The organism is Jannaschia sp. R86511 (assembly GCF_042466345.1).
Taxonomy (GTDB): domain Bacteria; phylum Actinomycetota; class Actinomycetes; order Actinomycetales; family JBBAYJ01; genus Aquipuribacter.
This window is the reverse complement of record NZ_JAXHCD010000002.1, coordinates 1-18019: the sequence shown is the minus strand read 5'-3', so window position 1 is coordinate 18019 and position 18019 is coordinate 1. Positions and strand designations below refer to the sequence as shown.

Annotated in this window: 17 protein-coding genes; 5 read left to right on the top strand and 12 right to left on the bottom strand. The window is 72.7% G+C overall.

From position 1 onward, the window contains the following. The first annotated feature begins 5 nt into the window (after nt 1-5). The 3 genes from SJY06_RS22025 to SJY06_RS22015 are packed head-to-tail and all read left to right on the top strand — an operon-like array spanning nt 6 to nt 3941. Nucleotides 6-1751, top strand: a complete 1746-nt coding sequence (locus tag SJY06_RS22025) for a type IV secretory system conjugative DNA transfer family protein (RefSeq protein ID WP_380169769.1) — start codon at nt 6-8, stop codon at nt 1749-1751. Nucleotides 1752-1794: 43 nt separating this feature from the next. Then, a complete protein-coding gene (locus SJY06_RS22020) occupies nt 1795-2652 on the top strand; it encodes a hypothetical protein (protein WP_380169768.1) in 858 nt (285 codons plus the stop codon). Beyond that, nucleotides 2649-3941: a DnaB-like helicase N-terminal domain-containing protein gene (locus SJY06_RS22015; RefSeq protein ID WP_380169767.1), complete on the top strand. Its 1293-nt coding sequence runs from the start codon at nt 2649-2651 to the stop codon at nt 3939-3941. Before SJY06_RS22020 ends, SJY06_RS22015 begins: the two co-directional genes overlap by 4 nt. A 287-nt stretch (nt 3942-4228) precedes the next feature. Here the strand turns inward: SJY06_RS22015 and SJY06_RS22010 are convergent, their stop codons facing one another. The 7 genes from SJY06_RS22010 to SJY06_RS21980 form a co-directional block, all read right to left on the bottom strand. Continuing rightward, complete coding sequence (locus tag SJY06_RS22010; RefSeq protein WP_380169766.1) at nt 4229-4396, bottom strand: DUF3117 domain-containing protein; 168 nt, start codon at nt 4394-4396, stop codon at nt 4229-4231. 112 nt (nt 4397-4508) lie between these two features. After that, complete coding sequence (locus SJY06_RS22005; protein WP_380169765.1) at nt 4509-5699, bottom strand: ATP-binding protein; 1191 nt, start codon at nt 5697-5699, stop codon at nt 4509-4511. 118 nt (nt 5700-5817) lie between these two features. Beyond that, nucleotides 5818-9588, bottom strand: coding sequence for a MobF family relaxase (gene mobF, locus SJY06_RS22000; RefSeq protein WP_380169792.1), 3771 nt, complete (start codon nt 9586-9588; stop codon nt 5818-5820). A 357-nt stretch (nt 9589-9945) separates the two neighbouring features. Next, nucleotides 9946-10611 (bottom strand): ImmA/IrrE family metallo-endopeptidase, encoded by a 666-nt coding sequence (locus SJY06_RS21995; RefSeq protein ID WP_380169764.1) that lies wholly within the window; start codon nt 10609-10611, stop codon nt 9946-9948. 71 nt (nt 10612-10682) lie between these two features. Further along, nucleotides 10683-11531, bottom strand: a complete 849-nt coding sequence (locus SJY06_RS21990) for a Fic/DOC family protein (RefSeq protein WP_380169763.1) — start codon at nt 11529-11531, stop codon at nt 10683-10685. Next, nucleotides 11443-11673 carry a hypothetical protein gene (locus SJY06_RS21985; RefSeq protein ID WP_380169762.1) on the bottom strand — a complete coding sequence of 77 codons (231 nt, stop codon included), beginning with the start codon at nt 11671-11673 and terminating at the stop codon, nt 11443-11445. The genes SJY06_RS21990 and SJY06_RS21985 overlap by 89 nt, the downstream gene beginning before the upstream one ends. An 88-nt stretch (nt 11674-11761) precedes the next feature. Beyond that, on the bottom strand, nt 11762-12217 hold the full coding sequence (locus tag SJY06_RS21980) for a hypothetical protein (protein ID WP_380169761.1): 456 nt from the start codon (nt 12215-12217) through the stop codon (nt 11762-11764). Between the two features lie 192 nt (nt 12218-12409). Here SJY06_RS21980 and SJY06_RS21975 point away from each other — a divergent pair, with 192 nt between their 5' ends. Further along, a complete protein-coding gene (locus tag SJY06_RS21975) occupies nt 12410-13675 on the top strand; it encodes an IS256 family transposase (RefSeq protein ID WP_380169760.1) in 1266 nt (421 codons plus the stop codon). A 375-nt stretch (nt 13676-14050) separates the two neighbouring features. Here the strand turns inward: SJY06_RS21975 and SJY06_RS21970 are convergent, their stop codons facing one another. From SJY06_RS21970 to SJY06_RS21955, 4 genes are all read right to left on the bottom strand, one after another. Next, on the bottom strand, nt 14051-14515 hold the full coding sequence (locus SJY06_RS21970; RefSeq protein WP_380169759.1) for a hypothetical protein: 465 nt from the start codon (nt 14513-14515) through the stop codon (nt 14051-14053). Between the two features lie 215 nt (nt 14516-14730). Continuing rightward, nucleotides 14731-15360, bottom strand: coding sequence for a TetR/AcrR family transcriptional regulator (locus SJY06_RS21965; protein WP_380169758.1), 630 nt, complete (start codon nt 15358-15360; stop codon nt 14731-14733). Continuing rightward, complete coding sequence (locus tag SJY06_RS21960) at nt 15357-16295, bottom strand: alpha/beta fold hydrolase (protein WP_380169757.1); 939 nt, start codon at nt 16293-16295, stop codon at nt 15357-15359. Before SJY06_RS21960 ends, SJY06_RS21965 begins: the two co-directional genes overlap by 4 nt. A gap of 86 nt (nt 16296-16381) precedes the next feature. Next, nucleotides 16382-16540 (bottom strand): hypothetical protein, encoded by a 159-nt coding sequence (locus SJY06_RS21955; RefSeq protein WP_380169756.1) that lies wholly within the window; start codon nt 16538-16540, stop codon nt 16382-16384. Nucleotides 16541-16699: 159 nt separating this feature from the next. On the opposite strand from SJY06_RS21955, the gene SJY06_RS21950 reads away from it, so the two are divergent. After that, nucleotides 16700-17170 (top strand): hypothetical protein, encoded by a 471-nt coding sequence (locus tag SJY06_RS21950; protein ID WP_380169755.1) that lies wholly within the window; start codon nt 16700-16702, stop codon nt 17168-17170. 34 nt (nt 17171-17204) lie between these two features. On the opposite strand, the gene SJY06_RS21945 is transcribed toward SJY06_RS21950, so the two are convergent. Next, on the bottom strand, nt 17205-18019 hold an 815-nt coding region (locus SJY06_RS21945), incomplete at its 5' end, for a hypothetical protein (RefSeq protein WP_380169754.1).

The window sequence follows — 18019 nt, the reverse complement described above, 5'->3', positions numbered from 1 at the left end:
GGCCAGTGACGCTCGCGGCCCGCGGCGGGCGCAACAGGAACGGGAACGGGGAGGACCTGCTGGCCCACCCGGGGTACCCGATGTCGCCCGGACTGAAGACCGGGGCGACGATGCTGCTGCTGGCCGTGTGGCTGCCGGTGGCGTGGCACCTGACGCTGGTGGCCACCGCCGACGGGCTCGCCCTGACCGCGATCCGCACCACCGCGCAGGCGCTGCGCACGACTCGGCCCATCACCGGCCTGACGGAGGTCGACCCGGCGATCACCCCGCCCGGCACGGTCACGGTCCTCGTGGTGTGGGCGGTCCTCCTGCTCGGGGGGTTCGGGCTGCTGCTGTGGCAGGCGGCGCGGGCCGCGACGCGCGGCTCTAGGCGACGGACGCAACGCGGCCTGGCCACCAGTCGTCGTCCTGCGGCGGACCCGGTCGGCGACGGCGTGGTGTTCGCGCTCGACGAGGGTCGCCCGGTCCGCTCGAGGGTCGAGGACTCCGCCCTGGTGGTGGCCCCGAACCGGTCGGGCAAGACGACCGGGCTGGCGGCGGGTCTCGTGGTCGACGCCCCCGGTCCGGTCCTGGCCACGTCGACGAAGGCTGACCTGGTGCGGCTCTCGGCCGGCGCCCGCCGGAGCACGGGTCTCATCCTGGTGTTCGATCCCGACCAGGTGATGCGCTGGCCGGACAGGGCGCGCTGGGACGTCGTGGCCGGGTGCGGCGACGTCCGGGAGGCCACGGTGCGGGCCAAGGCGATGGTGACGGCCAAGCCGCTGGACGGCACCCGCAACGGCAACTTCTTCGCCGAGTCCGCCGAGATCGTCCTGCGGTGCCTGCTGCACGCCGCCGCCCTGGACGCCCAGACGATGCGGGAGGTGCTGAGCTGGGCGCGGGACTTCGACGACGAGGAGCCCTACGCCATCCTGCGCACCCACCCCGACGCGGCACCGGGCTGGGACAAGGACCTCGCCAAGTACGCCCGCGGCGCGGCGCCGGAGACGGTGTCCAGCCTGGAGATGAGCCTGGGCCTGGCGCTCAAGCCGCTGGCCGACCCGGCGGTGCTGGACCTGGTCTGCCCCGCACCGCCGGGGGAGGACCCGGGCCTGGTCATCGACCCGGCGGCGTTCGTCGCGTCCACCGACACGCTGTACGTCCTCGCGGAAGGCGGTTCGGACACCTCGAGCGCGCCGCTGGCCACGGCGCTGGTCGCCTCGGTCGACCGTGCCGCCCGCAAGGCCAGCCAGTACACCGCGACCGGCCGGCTGCCGGTGCCGTTGACGTTCGTCCTCGACGAGGCCGCCAATGTTGCCCCGATCCCGGGCCTGCCGGCGCTGATGACCGACGGCGGCGGCCGCGGGATCAGCGTGTGGACCATGGTCCAGACGTTCTCCCAGCTGCGGGCCCGGTGGGGCCGGGACGGGGCCGACACCCTGTGGGGGGCCGGCACCATCAAGGTGGTCCTGGGCGGGCTGAGCGAGGTCGAGGACCTCGACCGGCTGTCGCGGCTGGTGGGTGAGCGGCGGGTCCTGCGGGAGAGCGACACGGAGGGCGACCGGGACACCACCAGCTGGTCGACCGAGCGGGAGCGGATCATGCCGCCGGAGGCGATCCGGGCTCTGCCGGTCGGTCAGGCCCTGCTGTTCTATCGCGCCCAGCCCGCGACGGTGGTGTCGCTGCGCTTTCACCGCGACCGGCCCGACGCCGAGGTCTTCGACCGCTCGCAGCGCTGGAGCCTGGACCAGGAGGGGCACGGGCCGTCATGACCAGCTCGACGAGACCAGGCATCACGGGACGAGGTGAGCGAGCGTGAGTGAGGCCGCGGTGCCTGAGTTCGACCCGGTGCTGATGGCCGGGGTGCTGGAGCAGCTCACCGACCAGGTCGAGGCCATGCAGACCATGCTGGAGGCTGTCGTGGCGCAGGTGGCCGGGGCACCGGCGGGCGAGGGCCGGTGGCTGTGGCGGGCCCTGAGCGGTGGGCAGGCCGCGGCCCTGCTGGACGAGTTGCGGGACTTCGTGGACTGGCTGGTGCGCCGCTACCAGCTCGGCTCGTGGCGCCACAGCCAGCTGCCGGGCTGCTGGTACGCCCACCCCGTGGCGGTGGAGGAGCTGACCGGGCTGATGCTCGCCCACCGCGCCGCGCACCCCGGTGGCCCGCAGGAACCCTCCGACGCCCCGGCGGCGTGGCACGAGCGGTGGCTGTGGCCCACGCTGCGCCGCCTGGACGAGCTCGGGATCTTCAAGGGCTGCGAACCGGGCCGTCACACCGACCGCGACCGTTCCCCCGAGCACCCGACCGACGACGGCTACGCCGCTGCCCGGCACGTTCTGGCGGCCACACCAGCCGCGACCGCCGACGACGACAACAGGGGCGACTCTGAGCATGACCCCGACGGCCCCGGCACGGACGAGGAGTCCGGCCGCCCCGGGCCAGGGGTGATGACGGACGGGCGGGTCGCCCAGCTCGTCGCCACAGGGTCGGCCCGCCGGCTCTTCCCTGACGACGAGGCCGGCCCGGTCCTTATCGACGGTCGCTGGTGGGCCATCCCCGCCGACACGACCACGGACGACACCACCGACGTGAGGTTTGTCGCTCTGGACGACGAGCGGGACACCGCGTTGCGGCGGATGGACGAGCGGCTGCAGCAGGCGAAGGACCCCCGATGACCGACCCCACGCCGCCGAGAGACCGCGAGCCGACGGCCGTGGACTTGGGCCCCGTGGAAGGCCCGGCCGTCGCCGTCGCTGAACGGGCCCTGGTGGGCGCGCTGCTCTGGGACCCGGCCGCTGTGGCCGACGTGGCCTGGCTGCAGGTCGAGGACTTCTCCTCCCCGCAGTCCGTCGCCCTGTGGAGCCACCTCGTCCAGGAACACGAAACAGGCCCACGCAAGACTCCGCTGGACGCCGGTGCGGTGAGTGCGGCGCTGACCGCGACCGGGCAGTGGCACCGCGACCTCGTGTCACCGCTGGCGATCGCCACCGTGATGCACGAGGCCATCGACACCCCGGCCCACCGCGACTACGCCTCCATGGTGCTCGAGGCCTCGATCCGGCGACAGGTCCGCGGGCTCGGGGTCGTCGTCACCGACGCCGTCAACGCCGGCCCCACGGCCGTCACCCGGGCCGCGGCCACGGGCGTCGCGATCAGCACCGCCGCCCAGCAGCGCCTCGACCTCGCCGCCGGCCGCCGCGAGCAGGTCGACCCGGACCTGGAGGCCCTGTCCCGGGCCTGGGCCGGCCCCCACGGCCTGGAGGCGCGCCGTGCCGCGAGCAAGGCCCAGACCCGGGACGCCGCCCAGGAGGCAACCGCGGGCAGCCCCGACGGCGCCCTGCGCGGGGAGGCCGCCGAGCTCGCGGTGCTCGCCGCGACCGCCTACGACGCCCAGGTCCGGCCTGAACTCCTTGCCCGGTTCAGACCGCACGACTTCACCTCCCCGCAGCGACAGGCCACCCGGTCCGCGGTCGGCGCCCTCGCCGACACCGACCGACCCATAGATCCCGTGACGCTGACCTGGGAGCAGGCCCGTGCGGCCCGGGTTCATGGGCCGGGACTAACCTCGGCCGACCTGCGGGAGCTGCGGCAGTGGAGCGCGCTCGGGATGGCCGGCGCAGCGGGCATGGCGGCGCAGAGCGCCACCAGCCTGACCCGTCAGGCCACGACGGCCGTCGCGGCCGCCGCCACCGACCCGGCCGTGGACATCGAGACGGTGCTGGCCACCAGTGTCGCCGGCTACACCGCGATCGCCGGCGGCGTCGCCCGGGTAACCGGCCGCCCCGTCATCGACACCCTGGAGGAGCTGCGCGCTCGACTGTTGCAGCTGGGCCGGCGGCCGCGCGAGCCCTTGGGCCTCGCCCGGTCAGGTGAGCGTGTCGCGGCGTCCGTGGGCTCCGATGAGCTGGCCGCCCGACGAGCCGGCCCCTCAGGACCCCAGGCCACCGGCCCAGTTCTGTCGTGAGTCGGGGTGGGGGCGCATGAACGGGGTGGCGTGGGGTGGAGCCGTGGAACTGTGCATCTAATGCACGATTCCTGCGGCCACCAGGCCGTCCTGCACGAGACGCACGTGCCTACGCCGGCCCCCGTGGTCAGGTCCACGCCCGGTGACCTGCGCGGACGTGGCTACGCAGCCGACCGGGAGTTCTTGCATTAGATGCAACTCCCGGTACTTAAGCGCCGATAACGAAGATTATGTCAGCAGTGGGTCTCTCGCCAGGCGTTCCGTCTCCATGAACGCGCCAAGGCGATCTATTCGACGGCTGTGTGTAGCGCCTCCGCGAGGTCGGCCGCCTCTTCCGCCGACATGGAGACCACGAGACGTCCACCGCCTTCCATCGGCACCTTGACCAGGATCGCGCGCCCTTCGCGCGTCACCTCCGTCGGACCGGTTCCTGTGCGGGGCTTCATGGCAGCCATGGCGTGCTCCTGTCTGTTTGAGGTGGGGGTCTGGCTTGGACCCTCCGGTAGGCGGATGAGCGAGGTCGCCGTCCGTGGCCGTCACGTGCGGGCCGGACGCCGTGCGGCGGGTTCAGGCGGGTGGGACGACGTCAAGGTCCATGTAGCGGAGCATGAACCGGTCGAACTGGGGCACGGTGAACTTCGCGTACCCGTGACGTGGGGTGTAGAGCAGGCCCTTGTTGATGAGGCGGGCCCGGATCGGGGCCACCTGCTCGGAGGCCTTGCCGAGGACACCGGCGACGTCGGCGGCCTTGTGGGCCTCGGCCCCGAGGTGGGCCATCGCCCTCATGTAGCGCAGCTCTTCCGGCGACGAGCGCTGGACCCGGGTGCGGAAGAAGCTCTCGTCGAGTTCGGCGTCGACCACGTCGCCGGCGGCCTGGACGTCGGCACGGGTGATGGTCGGTCCCTCGGCGAGGTTCCACGCCGCGCGACCGTACTCCTGCAGGAAGTAGGGGTAGCCCTCGGTGTAGCGGAGGATCTCCTCGACCGCGTCGGGCTCGAGGTAGACGCCCTCGGCGCGGGCGGGCTCGACCAGTGCTTCGCGGGCGGCCGCCTCCGGCAGCTCCCCGATCAACGGGAACTTGAACAGCCGCTCGGCGTAGGACTTCGCCTCCCCGGCCAGTCCGGGCAGCTGCGGTAACCCGGCGCCGGCGAAGGACACCGGCAGCCGTCGCTGCACGGTGCGGTGCACCGCACCGATGAGCGCCTCCAGCTCGGCCCGGCCGAGGAACTGGATCTCGTCGAACAAGAAGATGACCCCGGACTCCCGTTCCTTGGCGGCTTCACCCACGGCTTCGAAGACGTCGGCGAGGTCCTCGGTCAGAATGCCGGTGTCGGCCTTGCCCCACCCCGGTTCCACGTCCAGACCGCCGGTGAGGGAGCCGTCCGGCTGCACCGTCAGGGAGAAGGACTTCAGCGTCGCCGCGGCCGCTCGTGCCCGCTCGCCCCATCGCGCCTTCGGTGAGACCTGCAGCAGGGCACGGCGGGCGAGGTTGGCCATCTGAGGTCCGAAGTCGGTGTTCTTCGACACCTCAGCGTCGATCGGGACCCAGCCCTCCTCCTCGGCGATGCGTCGGTACTCCCCCAGCAGGACTGTCTTGCCCACCCCGCGGAGCCCGGTCACCACGACCGACTGCTCGGTGTAGCCCGCGGCGAGTCGCTGCAGGAGGATGCGGAAGTCCTCAACCTCGGTCGCGCGCCCGGCGAAGTACCGAGGCGGGGCCCCGGCGTTCGGGGTGTAAGGGTTACGGGCACGATCCACCCGGCGACCTTAACGAACCAACGCGGCCTTAACAATCTGAGATAAACGTTGGACCGGGCGATAAGGCCACGTCCGCCGTCGGCCCTCGCGCTCGAGCTTCGTACGCGACTGTTCCTCCTCAGGCCTGCGGGCCGCGGGGTTCGTCGGCCCGGTAAGCCGGCGGCGCCGCGGCCGGGGTCCTGGACGGGGCCGGGAGCCGGTGGGTGGCGGCAGGTCTCGTGGCGGCCACGGCCCGCGTGGGTCGCGTCGCGGCCTGCGCGGCGTCCCACGCACGCTGCTGGTGGCCACGGCCGGTGGGCCGCGGCCCGAGGGAGCTGGTGGGGTCGGTGACGGCGAACTGGTCCCGATAGGCCAGCACCGCCCGCAGCGCCCGACGGGACGGCGCGCCGCCTGCATCGACGCTGGGCCCAGGCAGCCCGGGTAGTCCGGGCAACCAGGCCGGTGGCTGACGGCGGGCACGGTCCTCGAGGGCGTCGACCCGGTCTCGGATGGTACGGGCCCGTTCCTGCAGCCACGTCCCGGTGTCGTCGCTGCGGGCTGGGTCGGGAGCGACGACCCAGCTGGGCAGTCCGGCTGCATCGGCGTGGTCGGCGACCCGCCGTTCGGTGGCCCGGTCTCGTAGCCGCCAGGTGAGGACCTGGGCCAGGGAGTCCGCGGTGCCGGTCTCCCGTTGCGCGGCCGCCGCACGGAGCAGCTGGGCGGGGTCCGGCCCGGTCGGGTCACCGGCGTGACGTTCGGCGACGGCGGCCGCCAACGCCGGCCACGCCGGATCGGCCAGGACCCGCTGCCCGTCGTCGGCGCCCAGCCCGGCCAGCGCCGCCGCGCGCAGCCCCAGCCGCTGATCGACGTCCAGACCACGCGCGTGGTCGTACTCCGGGACGAGCCGGGCGAGGCTGGTGGCGTCCTCGAGCGCGTCACGGCCGGTCTCGGTGGCGGAGCGCTCGGCGCCCTCGCGGGCCAGGGCCCGCTCGAGGACCTCCCGGGCGCTGGACTCCGGACCGGGGGCGCGGTCAAGGTCCGGGTCCAGGACGGGCTCGGACACCGCGTACAGGTGATTGCCACTACGCCCTCGGGTCGCGGCGACGTACAGGCTCTCCCGGGTGGTGGTGTCGTCGACGAGGGCGTGGGCGATGTCCACGGTCATCCCCTGCGCCCGGTGCACGGTGCTCGCGTAGGCGAGCTCGACGGAGTCCGCGACGTAGCCCGCGGCCAAGGTGACCCGGCCCTGGTGGCCGGTGTGGACGACGTCGAGGGACCCGTCCTCACCGACGGCCGCGACGTCCCACACGTCGCCGTTCTTGACGAAGTCGCGCCCGCCGCGGGCGGTGGTGCGGCGGTCGTTGACGCGGGTCACGACCCGGTCCCCGACCGCGGCCCGGTTGCCGTCGTGCAGCTGGGCCGCGGCGCCGGTGTCGTCGACGTCGCCCGCGGCGATGCGGGCGAGACGGGCCCGGGCGGACAGGTCGGTGACTACGTCGCCGCGCCCGCTCATCATGACCGCGACGTGCCCGGCGCGGGTGTCGGCGGACCAGGCCTCGAACACCGCGTCCAGGCACGCGTCGAGGCTGCCGCCGTGCACCCGCCCGGCGCTCTCGTAGTGGTCCAGCGCGGCAGGGTTGCCGTCGCGCAGCTGCAAGCTGGCGGCAGCCTCGGCCGGGTCGAGGAAGCGGTGCACCTGGCTGAGGCGGGCGGCCCCGACCTCCTGGTCCAGAAGCCGCAGCGCTCCCCCGGATTCCACCGCGGCCAGTTGCTGCGGGTCCCCCAGTAGCCGGACCACGGCGCCGCGGCGTTCGGCGAGGTCGACGAGCCGGTCCAGGCGCAGCGTCCCGGCCATCCCGGCCTCGTCGACGAGCACGATGTCGCCGGCGCGGACGTCGACTGCGTCCTCGCCCTGGGTGGTGAGGGTGTGCAGGAGCTTGTGGAGGGTGTCGGCGGGCACGTCGAGCTCGGTGGCGAGGACCTCGGCGGCCTTCGCCGACGGGGCCAGCGCCACCACCCGGGACCCGGCGAGGGCCGCGGCGTCGACGAGGAGCCGCATCGACGTCGTCTTGCCTGTCCCGGCCGGGCCGATCCCGACGCCCAGGCGCCGCCCGCCGGTGGCGAAGGCCTCGGCCAAGGCGACCTGGCCCGCGTCCAGCGGCCGGCCGCTCTCGGCTTGGGCCAGGCGCACCGCCCGCGCGAACACCGCCGGGCTCACCGGCGACGGGGCCTCGCGGCCGGCGGCGGCCACCAGGCGCTGCTCCGCGGCCAGCACGGCGTGGGAGGAGTACCGCTGCGCGCCGTGGACGCGGAAGACGCTCTCGCCGTCCTCCCGCTGCAGCAGGCGTGGTCGGGCGTGTTCGGTGGGCGGCGCGGTGAGCGTCACGCTGTGCCGGTCCCTGGCCGCAAGCGTGACGGCGTCCACGAGCTGCCCCCGGTGGCCTGGGTCGACCGTGACCCCGCGCAGCTGGCGTTCTGCTTCGGCGTGCAGGTGCCAGCGGGTCCACGTGGCCCTCTCCTCCTGCACCGTGCCCACGACCGCAGCGGCAGCCGCGTCGACGTCGACGTCGACCAGCGACCCCTCCCCCACCCCCGGCTCTGCCGTAAGCACGGCGTTACTGATCCACGTCGCGACGTCCACGCCGGCGTCGCCGAGCTCGTCCGCGGCCGCAGCCATCCACTCCCGGCGTTGCTCGGCCAGCGACCGCATCGGCGCCTTGTCCTGCCGGGACTCCAGGGTCGCCTCCTGGGCCAGGCGGGCCTGGACCCCGCGGTCGGGCTCGTGCCCGTACGCCGCCCGGTAGGCGCCGAGCTTGGCCCGGTACACCTCCTCGATCACCGCACGGCGTCGACTGAACCGGCGCAGCAGACCGGCCGGGACACCCTCGATCTCGCGGACCGGCCGCTTGCCCGCCAGGCCTCCCGCCCGCTCGACGAACGTCACCCCAAGCCGGGCCCGCAGTTCGTCCTCCACCGCGGTGTTGTACGTCTCCGACGCGGACACCCCGAGCGCGAACAGCACCCGCCCGTCCAAGGACCGCCACCTCCCGTCGCGGCCGCGGACCTTCGTCGACACCGCGCAGTGGGTGTGCAGGTTCGGGTCGCCGCTGCGGGAGTCCCGGTGCTCGAAAGCAGCGATGATGAGCCCGTCGGTGTCGACCTGCGCCACTCCCCCGGCCCCGGTCCGGGTCCGGGCCGCGTGCCGCTCGACGTGGCCCAGCGCGCGGGTGACCGCGGCCTCGTGGGCGGCGCGTACCTCGCCTCGGACCCGGTCGTCGCCGAGGGCCCACAGCACCGACACCGACTTCACGGGCGTGAAGACCAGGTCGTAGCCGGCGACCGGCTGCCGCGGCCGCCGGGCTCGCTCCGCGACGTAGGCGCGCAGCTCGGCCTCGTCCGTCGGCGCCCGGCCGTGCCGTTCGGCGAAGCCAGCCTGGGCGACCCGGCCGTGGACCTGCTCCCGCTCCTCGTCGGTGAGCGCGGCCGAGCTCGAGCGGCCGAGCCGCGTGGCCTCGGCGGTGTAGGCGGCGCGCAGCTGCTCGTGCCAGTCCCCGTCACCGGGCGCGAACTGCGGGAACCGGCGTCCTAACCGAGCGTCACGGTGCGCCGCCGCGGCGGCCTTGGCGACGGTGTCGCCAGCGCGGACGTACAGCTCGGCCCGCTCGGCGATGATCCGCTCGGCATCCGGGTGCAGACCCTCCCCGAACAGGGCCCGCATCTGCGCCTCGGACACCTCCCCGGAGACCTCCAGCGCAGCCATCCCGGACCCCATCCACCGCCCGGGCGGGTTGCCCTCGGCGGTGTAGTACTCCGCCAGGTCCTCGCCCCGGGCCCGCTGCTGATCGGCCGAGGCCACCTGCCGGGTCAGGTAGGTGTACCCATCCCCAGCGTGCAGCACGTGGACCGTCATCACCGGGCCAGGGTCTCACGACCACACACTCGAAGTGCAAGAGGTGTGTACGGTCTAAGGGCGTGGCTGAATGAAGGTCATGATCATGGTCAGTAGGTATGCACTGCCGGGCATGTGGATCATGGACGGCATGTGGGAGTGGGAGTCGTCCTGTGGTGCTCGGTGCAGGTGCTCGCGCAGAAGGGGACCGGTGGTCGTGATGGCTGGAGCGCGGCAGGGTGAAGTGGCTCGTGCACGGGAGCGGGTTCGGCGTCGGCAGGCGGCGGTGCTGGCCCGATCAGTCCCCGTGACGCGTGGCCTCGAGTCCGCGGCGGACGGTGAGTCCATGCCGGGTGGGCCGACGGGTGGCGAGTCGGCTCAGCCGGTCGAGGAGGCTCCGGCGCGCGAGGTGGGCAGCGAACGGTGCTGGTGACGCAGCGTGCGCCGCGCGCGGGCTGCGGGGGTCGGGTGGGACCGCAGCAGCAGTCCCCCGGGGACCCAGATCATGACGCGGTTGCCCCAACCCTCCGCCTGGTCCAGTTGGGCCGCGATCGCGGCTGTGACCGGCTCGCTGGCCGCGGCGGCCCAGTCGTCGGCTGCGAACTCATGGCGGCGGTTCGAGGCCAGGATCAGGACCACGCCGACAAGGGCGACGACGCCGCCGATGACCAGGCCCTCCTCGGACGGGTCGCGGGTCACGACGCCGCCGATGGTCTCGCTGATGACGATCGCGGCGGCGAGCACCATGAGCAGGAGGAACGGCGCGTACACCCGTAGGGACAGTCGGTGGCTCAGGCTGACGTGGCCCAGCTCATGGGCCAGCGTCCAGCGCCATCGGTCCACGTTCGCGCCGGCGCCGGGCAGCACGACCCGGGCGGGTTCGTCCGGGTACCGCCCGAGGCGTGCGTGGCCGCCGCGGGCGGTCGGGTCGACCACCACGACCGGCCGCGGCTTCGGCGTGGGCTGTCCGGCCTCGGCCGCAGCCGCGCACAGCTGCTCCATCGCGACGGCCACCTCCACCGGGCTTGGTGGCGTGCCGCTCACGTCCGTCGGTCGTTGCCGTCGCCCACGGCGGCGGGTGCGGGGTGTCCCCGGACGACGTGGGTGCCGCGCGGTCACTGCTGCGGTCCGGCCACGCGGCGCTGCGCCCTCACCCGGTAGTGCTCGGCGCGGGTGCTGGTGGTGGCGCTCACCGGGTCGGCGACGACCGGGTGCGCCACGACGGTGGGGCTCTCCCTGCCATCAGGCCGGCCGGGCACAGTCAGCGTGGTGGGCACGGTGATGGCGTCGAGCATCTCGATCAGCGGTTTGAAGTTCCCGGCGTGTGCGGCCTGGCTGCGCTCGACGTTCTCCTGCGGGTGCACCCGACGCCAGTCCACCCGCCACCCGGCCCCCTCGGCCAGTTGCGACAGGTACGTCCGCAGGGTGCGTCCGTTGCCCTCCCGGAACGGGTGCGCGTAGTTGATCTGCACGCACAGGGTCGTGAGCCGCGGGACGACCTTCGCCTTCGAGCTACCGGCCGGCAGCGCCCGATCGCCTGCACCGAGCGCGGTGTCCAGCAGCGGGGCGATCGCGTCGTGCTCGGCGAAGACGTCCTCGCCCTTGGACATGTCGACCGTGCGCAGCTGCCCCGCCCACCCGTACACGTCCTGGAACAGGTGGGCGTGGACCGCCTTCAGGTGGTCCAGGTCGAACCGACCGACGATGGGGCGTTCCCGCAGCTGCACCATGCGCCACTCAACGAACTCGTCCTCGGTCTCCCGCAGCTCCACATGTGTGGTCGCGCCGACCAGGTTCCGCAGCACCCCGCCTGGCTGCAAGTAGCCGTCCCACCGGTCCTCCGGCGTGGCCCCGCTCACCCAGGCCGGCGGCGACTCACCCACCGCCCTGAGCCGGACGCTCAGCCAGGCGCTGAGCCAGCCGGCGTCGGATCTCCTCCCCCAGCTGGTCCACGTCGAAGTCACCAGCGACGTACCGCTCCTGCAGCGCCCTCGCCGCGGGGCTGGTCAGGCCGCCCTCGAGCACGGTGCTGTGCCGAGCCTCATCGACGAACGCACGCCGCCGCGCGACCCCATCGTCACCGTCAATCACGCCGTCCGGACCCATAGGACACCTACCTCCTGCCCACCGCGCTGCCTCCCGCTCAGGATCCCTCATCCTCCCCCACGAGGGCACTCGTCCACAGTGACGGCGGCTATGGCTCATCCGTCGTGTTGTTGGCGTCGCCCTCATTAGCTGGCCTGTCGGGTCGAGCGGCTTCGAGGGGTCGGAGCCGAACTCTGCGGTGTCGCCCGGCAGGATCGGTGATCGTCGCGTGCATCTCGGCGACCGGCCCGTCGGCGAACAGCGCGGTCACGGCCTGGTCCACGGCGGACGCCTCGCTCTGGGCCGCGTCAGCGTCGAGGATGATCTCGAGGGTCACCACCCACATGCCCCGCTCGACCCGGCGGGGCCCCGGCGGGGCCGGCGGTGTTGGCTCGGCCGCGTCGACCTGCGGCTCCTGCGGACGGACCACCAGGGTCCCCGGTACCTCACCCCCATCAGCCGCCGGTGCCGTCGCCGGGCTGTCGGACTGGAGCCTGACCGTGACGTCGTGGCCCGTCGTGTCGGCCAGGTGCTGCGCCGCACTCAGCGCGGCCTGCAGGCCCATGACTGACCCAGCCTCACGGGCCGCACCGGACGCCCCGGGTCGAGGCTTCAGCCCCTCCACGACCCATCGCAGTGGAGTCCAGCAGGGTGGTGTACGAGGCCAGCACGGTGACCGCGTCGTCGTAGACGAGGGCGCGGCCACCGCGTGATCCTTCGAGTGATCTCTCACAACCGACTCGAAGAGGAACCCGCGATGACCGCTCCGTCGATTATTGACCCTGCCCGCTTCCTGCACGAGCACCTCCAGCAAGCCAGCCCCAACCTGCTTCGCGACATGCTCACCACGTTCGTCAACACCCTGCTCAGCGCTGATGCGGACGCGGTCTGCGGTGCCGACTACGGCGTCCGCAGCCCTGAGCGCGTCAACTCACGCAACGGCTACCGGCACCGGGACTTCGACACCCGCGCCGGCACGATCGACGTCGCCATCCCCAAGCTGCGCGAGGGCTCGTACTTCCCGGACTGGCTGCTCGAGCGCCGCCGCCGCGCCGAGCGCGCCCTGACCTCGGTGGTCGCGACCTGCTACCTGCTCGGCGTCTCGACCAGGCGGATGGAGAAGCTCGTCGAGAGCCTCGGCATCACCCGGCTGTCCAAGAGCCAGGTCAGCGTCATGGCCGCCGAGCTGGACGAGCAGGTCGAGTCCTTCCGGACCCGCCCGCTGGACGCCGGCCCGTACACGTTCGTCGCCGCCGACGCGCTGGTGATGAAGGTCCGCGAGGGCGGCCGCGTGGTCAACGTCCACGCCCTGCTGGCCACGGGCGTCAACGCTGACGGCCACCGAGAGATCCTCGGCCTGCAGGTCAGCTCCGCCGAAGACGGCGCCGGCTGGCTCGGGTTCTTCCGCGACCTCGTCGCCCGCGGCCTCACCGGCGTCCGCCTCGTCACCAGCGACGCCCACGCCGGCCTCGTCGCCGCGATCGGCGCGACCCTGCCCGGCGCGACCTGGCAGCGCTGCCGCACCCACTACGCCGCGAACCTCATGGCCGCCACGCCCAAGTCGTCCTGGGGTTGGGTCAAGGCGCTGCTGCACAGCGTCTACGACCAGCCCGACGCGACCGCGGTCCAGGCCCAGTTCGACCGGGTCCTGGACTCCCTGCACGACAAGCTCCCGCACGTCGCGGAGCACCTCGAGACCGCTCGCGCCGACGTCCTCGCCTTCACCGCGTTCCCCAAGGAGATCTGGCGGCAGATCTGGTCCAACAACCCCGCCGAACGCCTCAACCGAGAGATCCGCCGCCGCACCGACGTGGTCGGCATCTTCCCCGACCGCACCAGCCTCATCCGCCTCGTCGGGGCAGTCCTCGCCGAGCAGCACGACGAGTGGACCGAAGGCCGCCGCTACCTCGGACTGGACGTCCTGGCCCGCTCCCGCGTCACCCTCGTCGACGGCGCCGCTGACGCGTCCCCGTCGACCCCCACCAAGGAGGTGAGCACCGAGCTGACCGCCCTCACCGCCTAACCCGAAGAAGGATCACGCAGCCCTGCTACACCACGCCCCGGGACTTGACCCCCATCGCCCACGCGTCGGCACAGCCATCACCCTACGAACGGGTCCATCTGAGAGCGTTCCAGCCACAACCTGGACGGTGCCCTGGCAGCTCAGCTCAACCGGGACCGGCAACGCGGCGCTCCAGCTCGCGGACTCGGTCGGCATGGTCCCGGACTCCTGGCCATGGCGGTCATGAAGCCGTGCCGCAGGGGATCCTCTGCCGGACTGCGCGGCCAGAGGCCCTCGGAGCCGGATTCTGCGTCGATAGCCCGCCGCGAGGGCTCGCGGTGTCAGTGAGGGGTCGGCTACCAGGACCGCCGAGAGGGCCCGCCCAGTTCGATCGGGTCAGTCGCTCAGCAGCGCCTTTGCCAGGGCGGCCGGGATCTCAAGGCGTGGGGCCTTCTCGAAGCGTTCCTGCATACGCGTCGCGACGAGTCTTTCCTCGGTCCCCTCATGACAGTCACAGTCCAGCCACTCAGCTGCCTGGTAGGCGTCGCCGATCAGGCCTCCCGGGTAGTCATGAGACTCGGCTAGTGCTGCGAGTGAGCGGGCAACGGGGTAGTCGAGCAGGGCGAGGAGTCGGGCTACCACCTCGGCCGCCGCGTCCACCGTCATGACCGGCGCATCGATCTCCTCGAGGACAAGAGGCACCAACGGATCGATGTGCCACGCACTGTCTGTGGCGCTCAGCGCCGCCAGTGCCGCGGTGTGTTCGCCACCGTCGGCTTCCACGAGCAGGTGCGCCGCCACCATCGGCCAGCGCGGTGTCGTGACGACTCCCAGCCGGTGGGCCGCCGCGACGGCCAGCACTGCATCTCCTGCGCCCACGAGTGCGACCTTGCCGACGGGTCGTGATTCGTACTTCAGGCGAGTGCTCTCACGACCCGCTGACACCGGCCCCCGGATGAGGATCGTCGACCGGGACACAGGCGTGCCGCAGCGCTCATTCCCGTAAGCCAAGGATGTGATGAGTCTTCCCACGACGCCAAGGGAGTGGGCGAGAGCGGGTCAGGGACGCGACATCTTCACATGTCGTCAGCTGCCACAACGTGCGGGTTCAGTTGTTGGGCGAGGGTGCGGCCGAGCCAGGCACGGAAGCGGGTGTCCGACCAGCCGCGCTCGTGCACCAGGCGGTGGTGCAGGTCGGGTGAGGTGAGGACCCACAGGATGTCCGTTGCGTTTCCCGGCTCGACACCGAAGCGCTCGAGCTTCCTGCTGAAGATCTGCATGCCGGTGAGCCGCTCGCGGTCGATCGTGGCGACGAAGTCGCGCACGTCCGGGTCGCCTGCGTGTGCCGCGCCGAGCAGGGGGGTCATGAGGGGTCCCAGACGGGCCGAGATTCCGGCCGCGAGGTCGGCGTAGCGAGCCAGGGTGTCGTCCAGGGTGTCGGCGGCCAGCAGCGCCTGGTACTCGGGGCGTTCGACCATGGGCAGGTCGGCGTCGTCACCGGCGAGGGTGACGTCGTAGAGACGCTTGACGATCGCGCTCTTGGTGCCGAACGTGCGGTACACCGTCGGGACGGCGACACCGGCCCGCTCGGCGACCGCGGTGATCGTGGTCGCGGTGTAGCCCTTCTCCTGCAGCAGGGAGGCCATCGCGGCGAGGATGCGCTGGTGCGTCATCTGCACCTGGTCCCTGCGCAGGCTCGAGGTCATGGCCGCAGGCTAGAGGAGCGCTCGGTCGGGCGGTCTCCTGCCTGGCTCTGCGGGTGGCGGCCGGCAGCCGGGCCTGTGCGGCCGGCGAGCTCGAGGACGGCGCGGGCGACGTCGGCCGGGTTGTCCTCGTGGACCAGGTGCGACGCGTGGCCGACCACGACGTCTCGTGCACCCGGGACCAGCGCGGCCAGTCGCTGGTTGACGCGCCGCTGGAAGTGCGACGTGGACGCGCCGCGGATCAGCTGCGTGGGCACCGTGAGGGCTCGCGCCTGCGCGGGGGTGAACGCCGGCAGCCCGGGCCGCAGGAGCGCCGCGCGGTGCGGGGCCAGGTTGTCCAGCATCTGCTGTCGGCGTCCCGCCGTGACCCGCCGGTAGGCCTGCCTGCCGAGCACCCCTTCGCAGAAGGCGTCGAGTGCAGCCTCGTCGTCCCCCCGCTGGAAGGCCTTGACGGCCGGCGACATCGTGCGGGCGCCAAACTTGGCGAAGGCCAGCACGGCGTCAGGATCGGTGAGCAGCAGCCGCACCATGTCCGACACCCTCGGGGGCAGCGAGCCCACGAACATGGACACCACCGGTGGCTCCTCCAAGGAGAGGCTGGCGACGAGGTCCGGGCGGCGTGTGGCCACCAGCAGGCTGATGAACGCACCGGAGGAGCACCCCAGCAGGTGCACCGGACCCTCCGCCTGGGCCTCGATGAGGCTCACCAGGTCCTCGACGTGGACCTCGAGCGGATCGTCGGCGCCGGCGGGGATGGGTCGGTTGGGGTGGGCGTACCGGCGGCTGTAGTTGATCACGCGGAAGTTCTCGGCGAGGAGAGCCTCGATTGGCTCCCAGGAGCGGATGTCGCTGATGTTCGCGTGCACGAGGACGAGCGTTGGGCCGTGCCCGACCACTCGGCACTCGAGCCGTTCGTCGTTGACGAGGAGGGTTGTCATGCCAGTGACGATAGTGACACTCTTGCAATGTGTCTAGCACTGTATTTCCTACACTGAGCGTCACACACGCCCTCCGGCCTGACACCTCAGGCCGACGGGAGGAGGGTGTTGAGCATGGTGGCCACCCTCCTGCGGTAGGTGTCGAGGGACCAGTCGCGCTCGTCGTGCAGCTTGGCCCAGGTCTCAGGACTCGTGAGGACCCAGACGGTGTCGAGGGTCTCCTCATCGATCGAGCTCCCAAGCACCCGGGCCAGCCCGTCCGCCAGGTCTGCCCGGCGGATGCGGGTCCCTGCCGCCCGGAGTCACTCAGCGGAGCCGAGTGCGCGCGGATCTCGGCGTCCCCGGACCTGCTCAGTACCGCGTCCAGACCTGGCCCGCCGGCACCCGATCACGCTGACCACCGCGTGCGCCTGGCTCGCCGCGGTCGCCTGGGCGAGGTCGTCACGAGCTGGGACGCCGATTCCCCGACCGCCAAGGGCTTTCCCGAGGTCTACGCCCTCGCCCTGGCCCACGCCGGCCGCACGGACGAGGCCCGCAGGGCAGCGGGGGCCCCGACGCCCATCCGACACGACTACGCCTTCGACCTGAGCTGGGGCATCCGCGGCCTGCTAGCCGTCGCGGTCCAGGACCCGGCACGCGCCGAGACGGCGTACGACGCGCTCCTGCCGTTCCCCGACCGGCTCGCGGCCGCCGGCACCGCGGTGCTCGTGCTCGCGCCGACGGCCCAGATCCTCGGCGATCTCGCCGTGTACCGAGGTGACCCCGAGGCCGCCGTTCGCCACTACCGGCAAGCCGTCGACGTCGCGGCCCGCGCCGGCGCCGACCACTGGGTCCGACGCGCCACCCAGGCCGCGAGCGCGCTCGGTCCGACCTGAGCCGGAGCAGCCGACCTGCTGCTCCTGGGCCGACTCAGACGCTCGGTCCCCAGGCCGAGGTCCACACCTTGTGGTCGGTGCCCACGAGGAACAGCTCGACCGGTTCCGACGCGCCGTGCGGGACGACCACGGATGGCGTCCCGATGGCGACGCCGCCCGGGGCGGAGCGGTACCAGCCGCTCCACCCGTCGCCGGCCGGCCAGTAGTTGTGCCAGATGGCGCCGTCGTCGCCGCGCCCGTAGAGCTCGACGAGCCCGGGTTCCCGGCTGAGGGCGGCGATCCCGTCCCCAGGGTTGAGGGTCCCACCGACCGGGTGCCAGCCGGACCAGGCGCCGTCGGCGTCGATCCACCAGCTCGTCCAGACCTGGCGGTCGGTGCCGATGATGAACAGCTGGACCCGGTCGGGCGCCGACGACAGTGCGACCGGGCTACCGATGGTGACGCCGCCGGGAGCGGAGGGGAACCAGCCGCTCCATGCGCCCTGCTCGGTTGTGTAGAAGGTCTGCCAGATCCCGCCGTCGAGCCCACGCCCGTACAGCTCGACCATGCCGGGGCGCCGTGAGACGGCGGTCAACTGGTCGCCGGGGTGGAACTGCCCGCCGAGGTCGTGCCAGCCCGACCATGCGCCGTCCGCGTCGCTCCACCAGCAGTACCAGGCCTTGCGGTCGGTGCCGATGATGAACAGCTGCAGCACGTCCGGGGACGGCGACACGACGGTCGGGCTGCCGACGGTGAGCCCTCCGGTCGCGGTCGGGAACCAGCCGCTCCACGTCCCGGTGCCGGCGTCGCGGTACGTCTGCCAGACCCTGTCGTCGAGGCCACGGCCGAACAGCTCGACCTGGCCGGGGC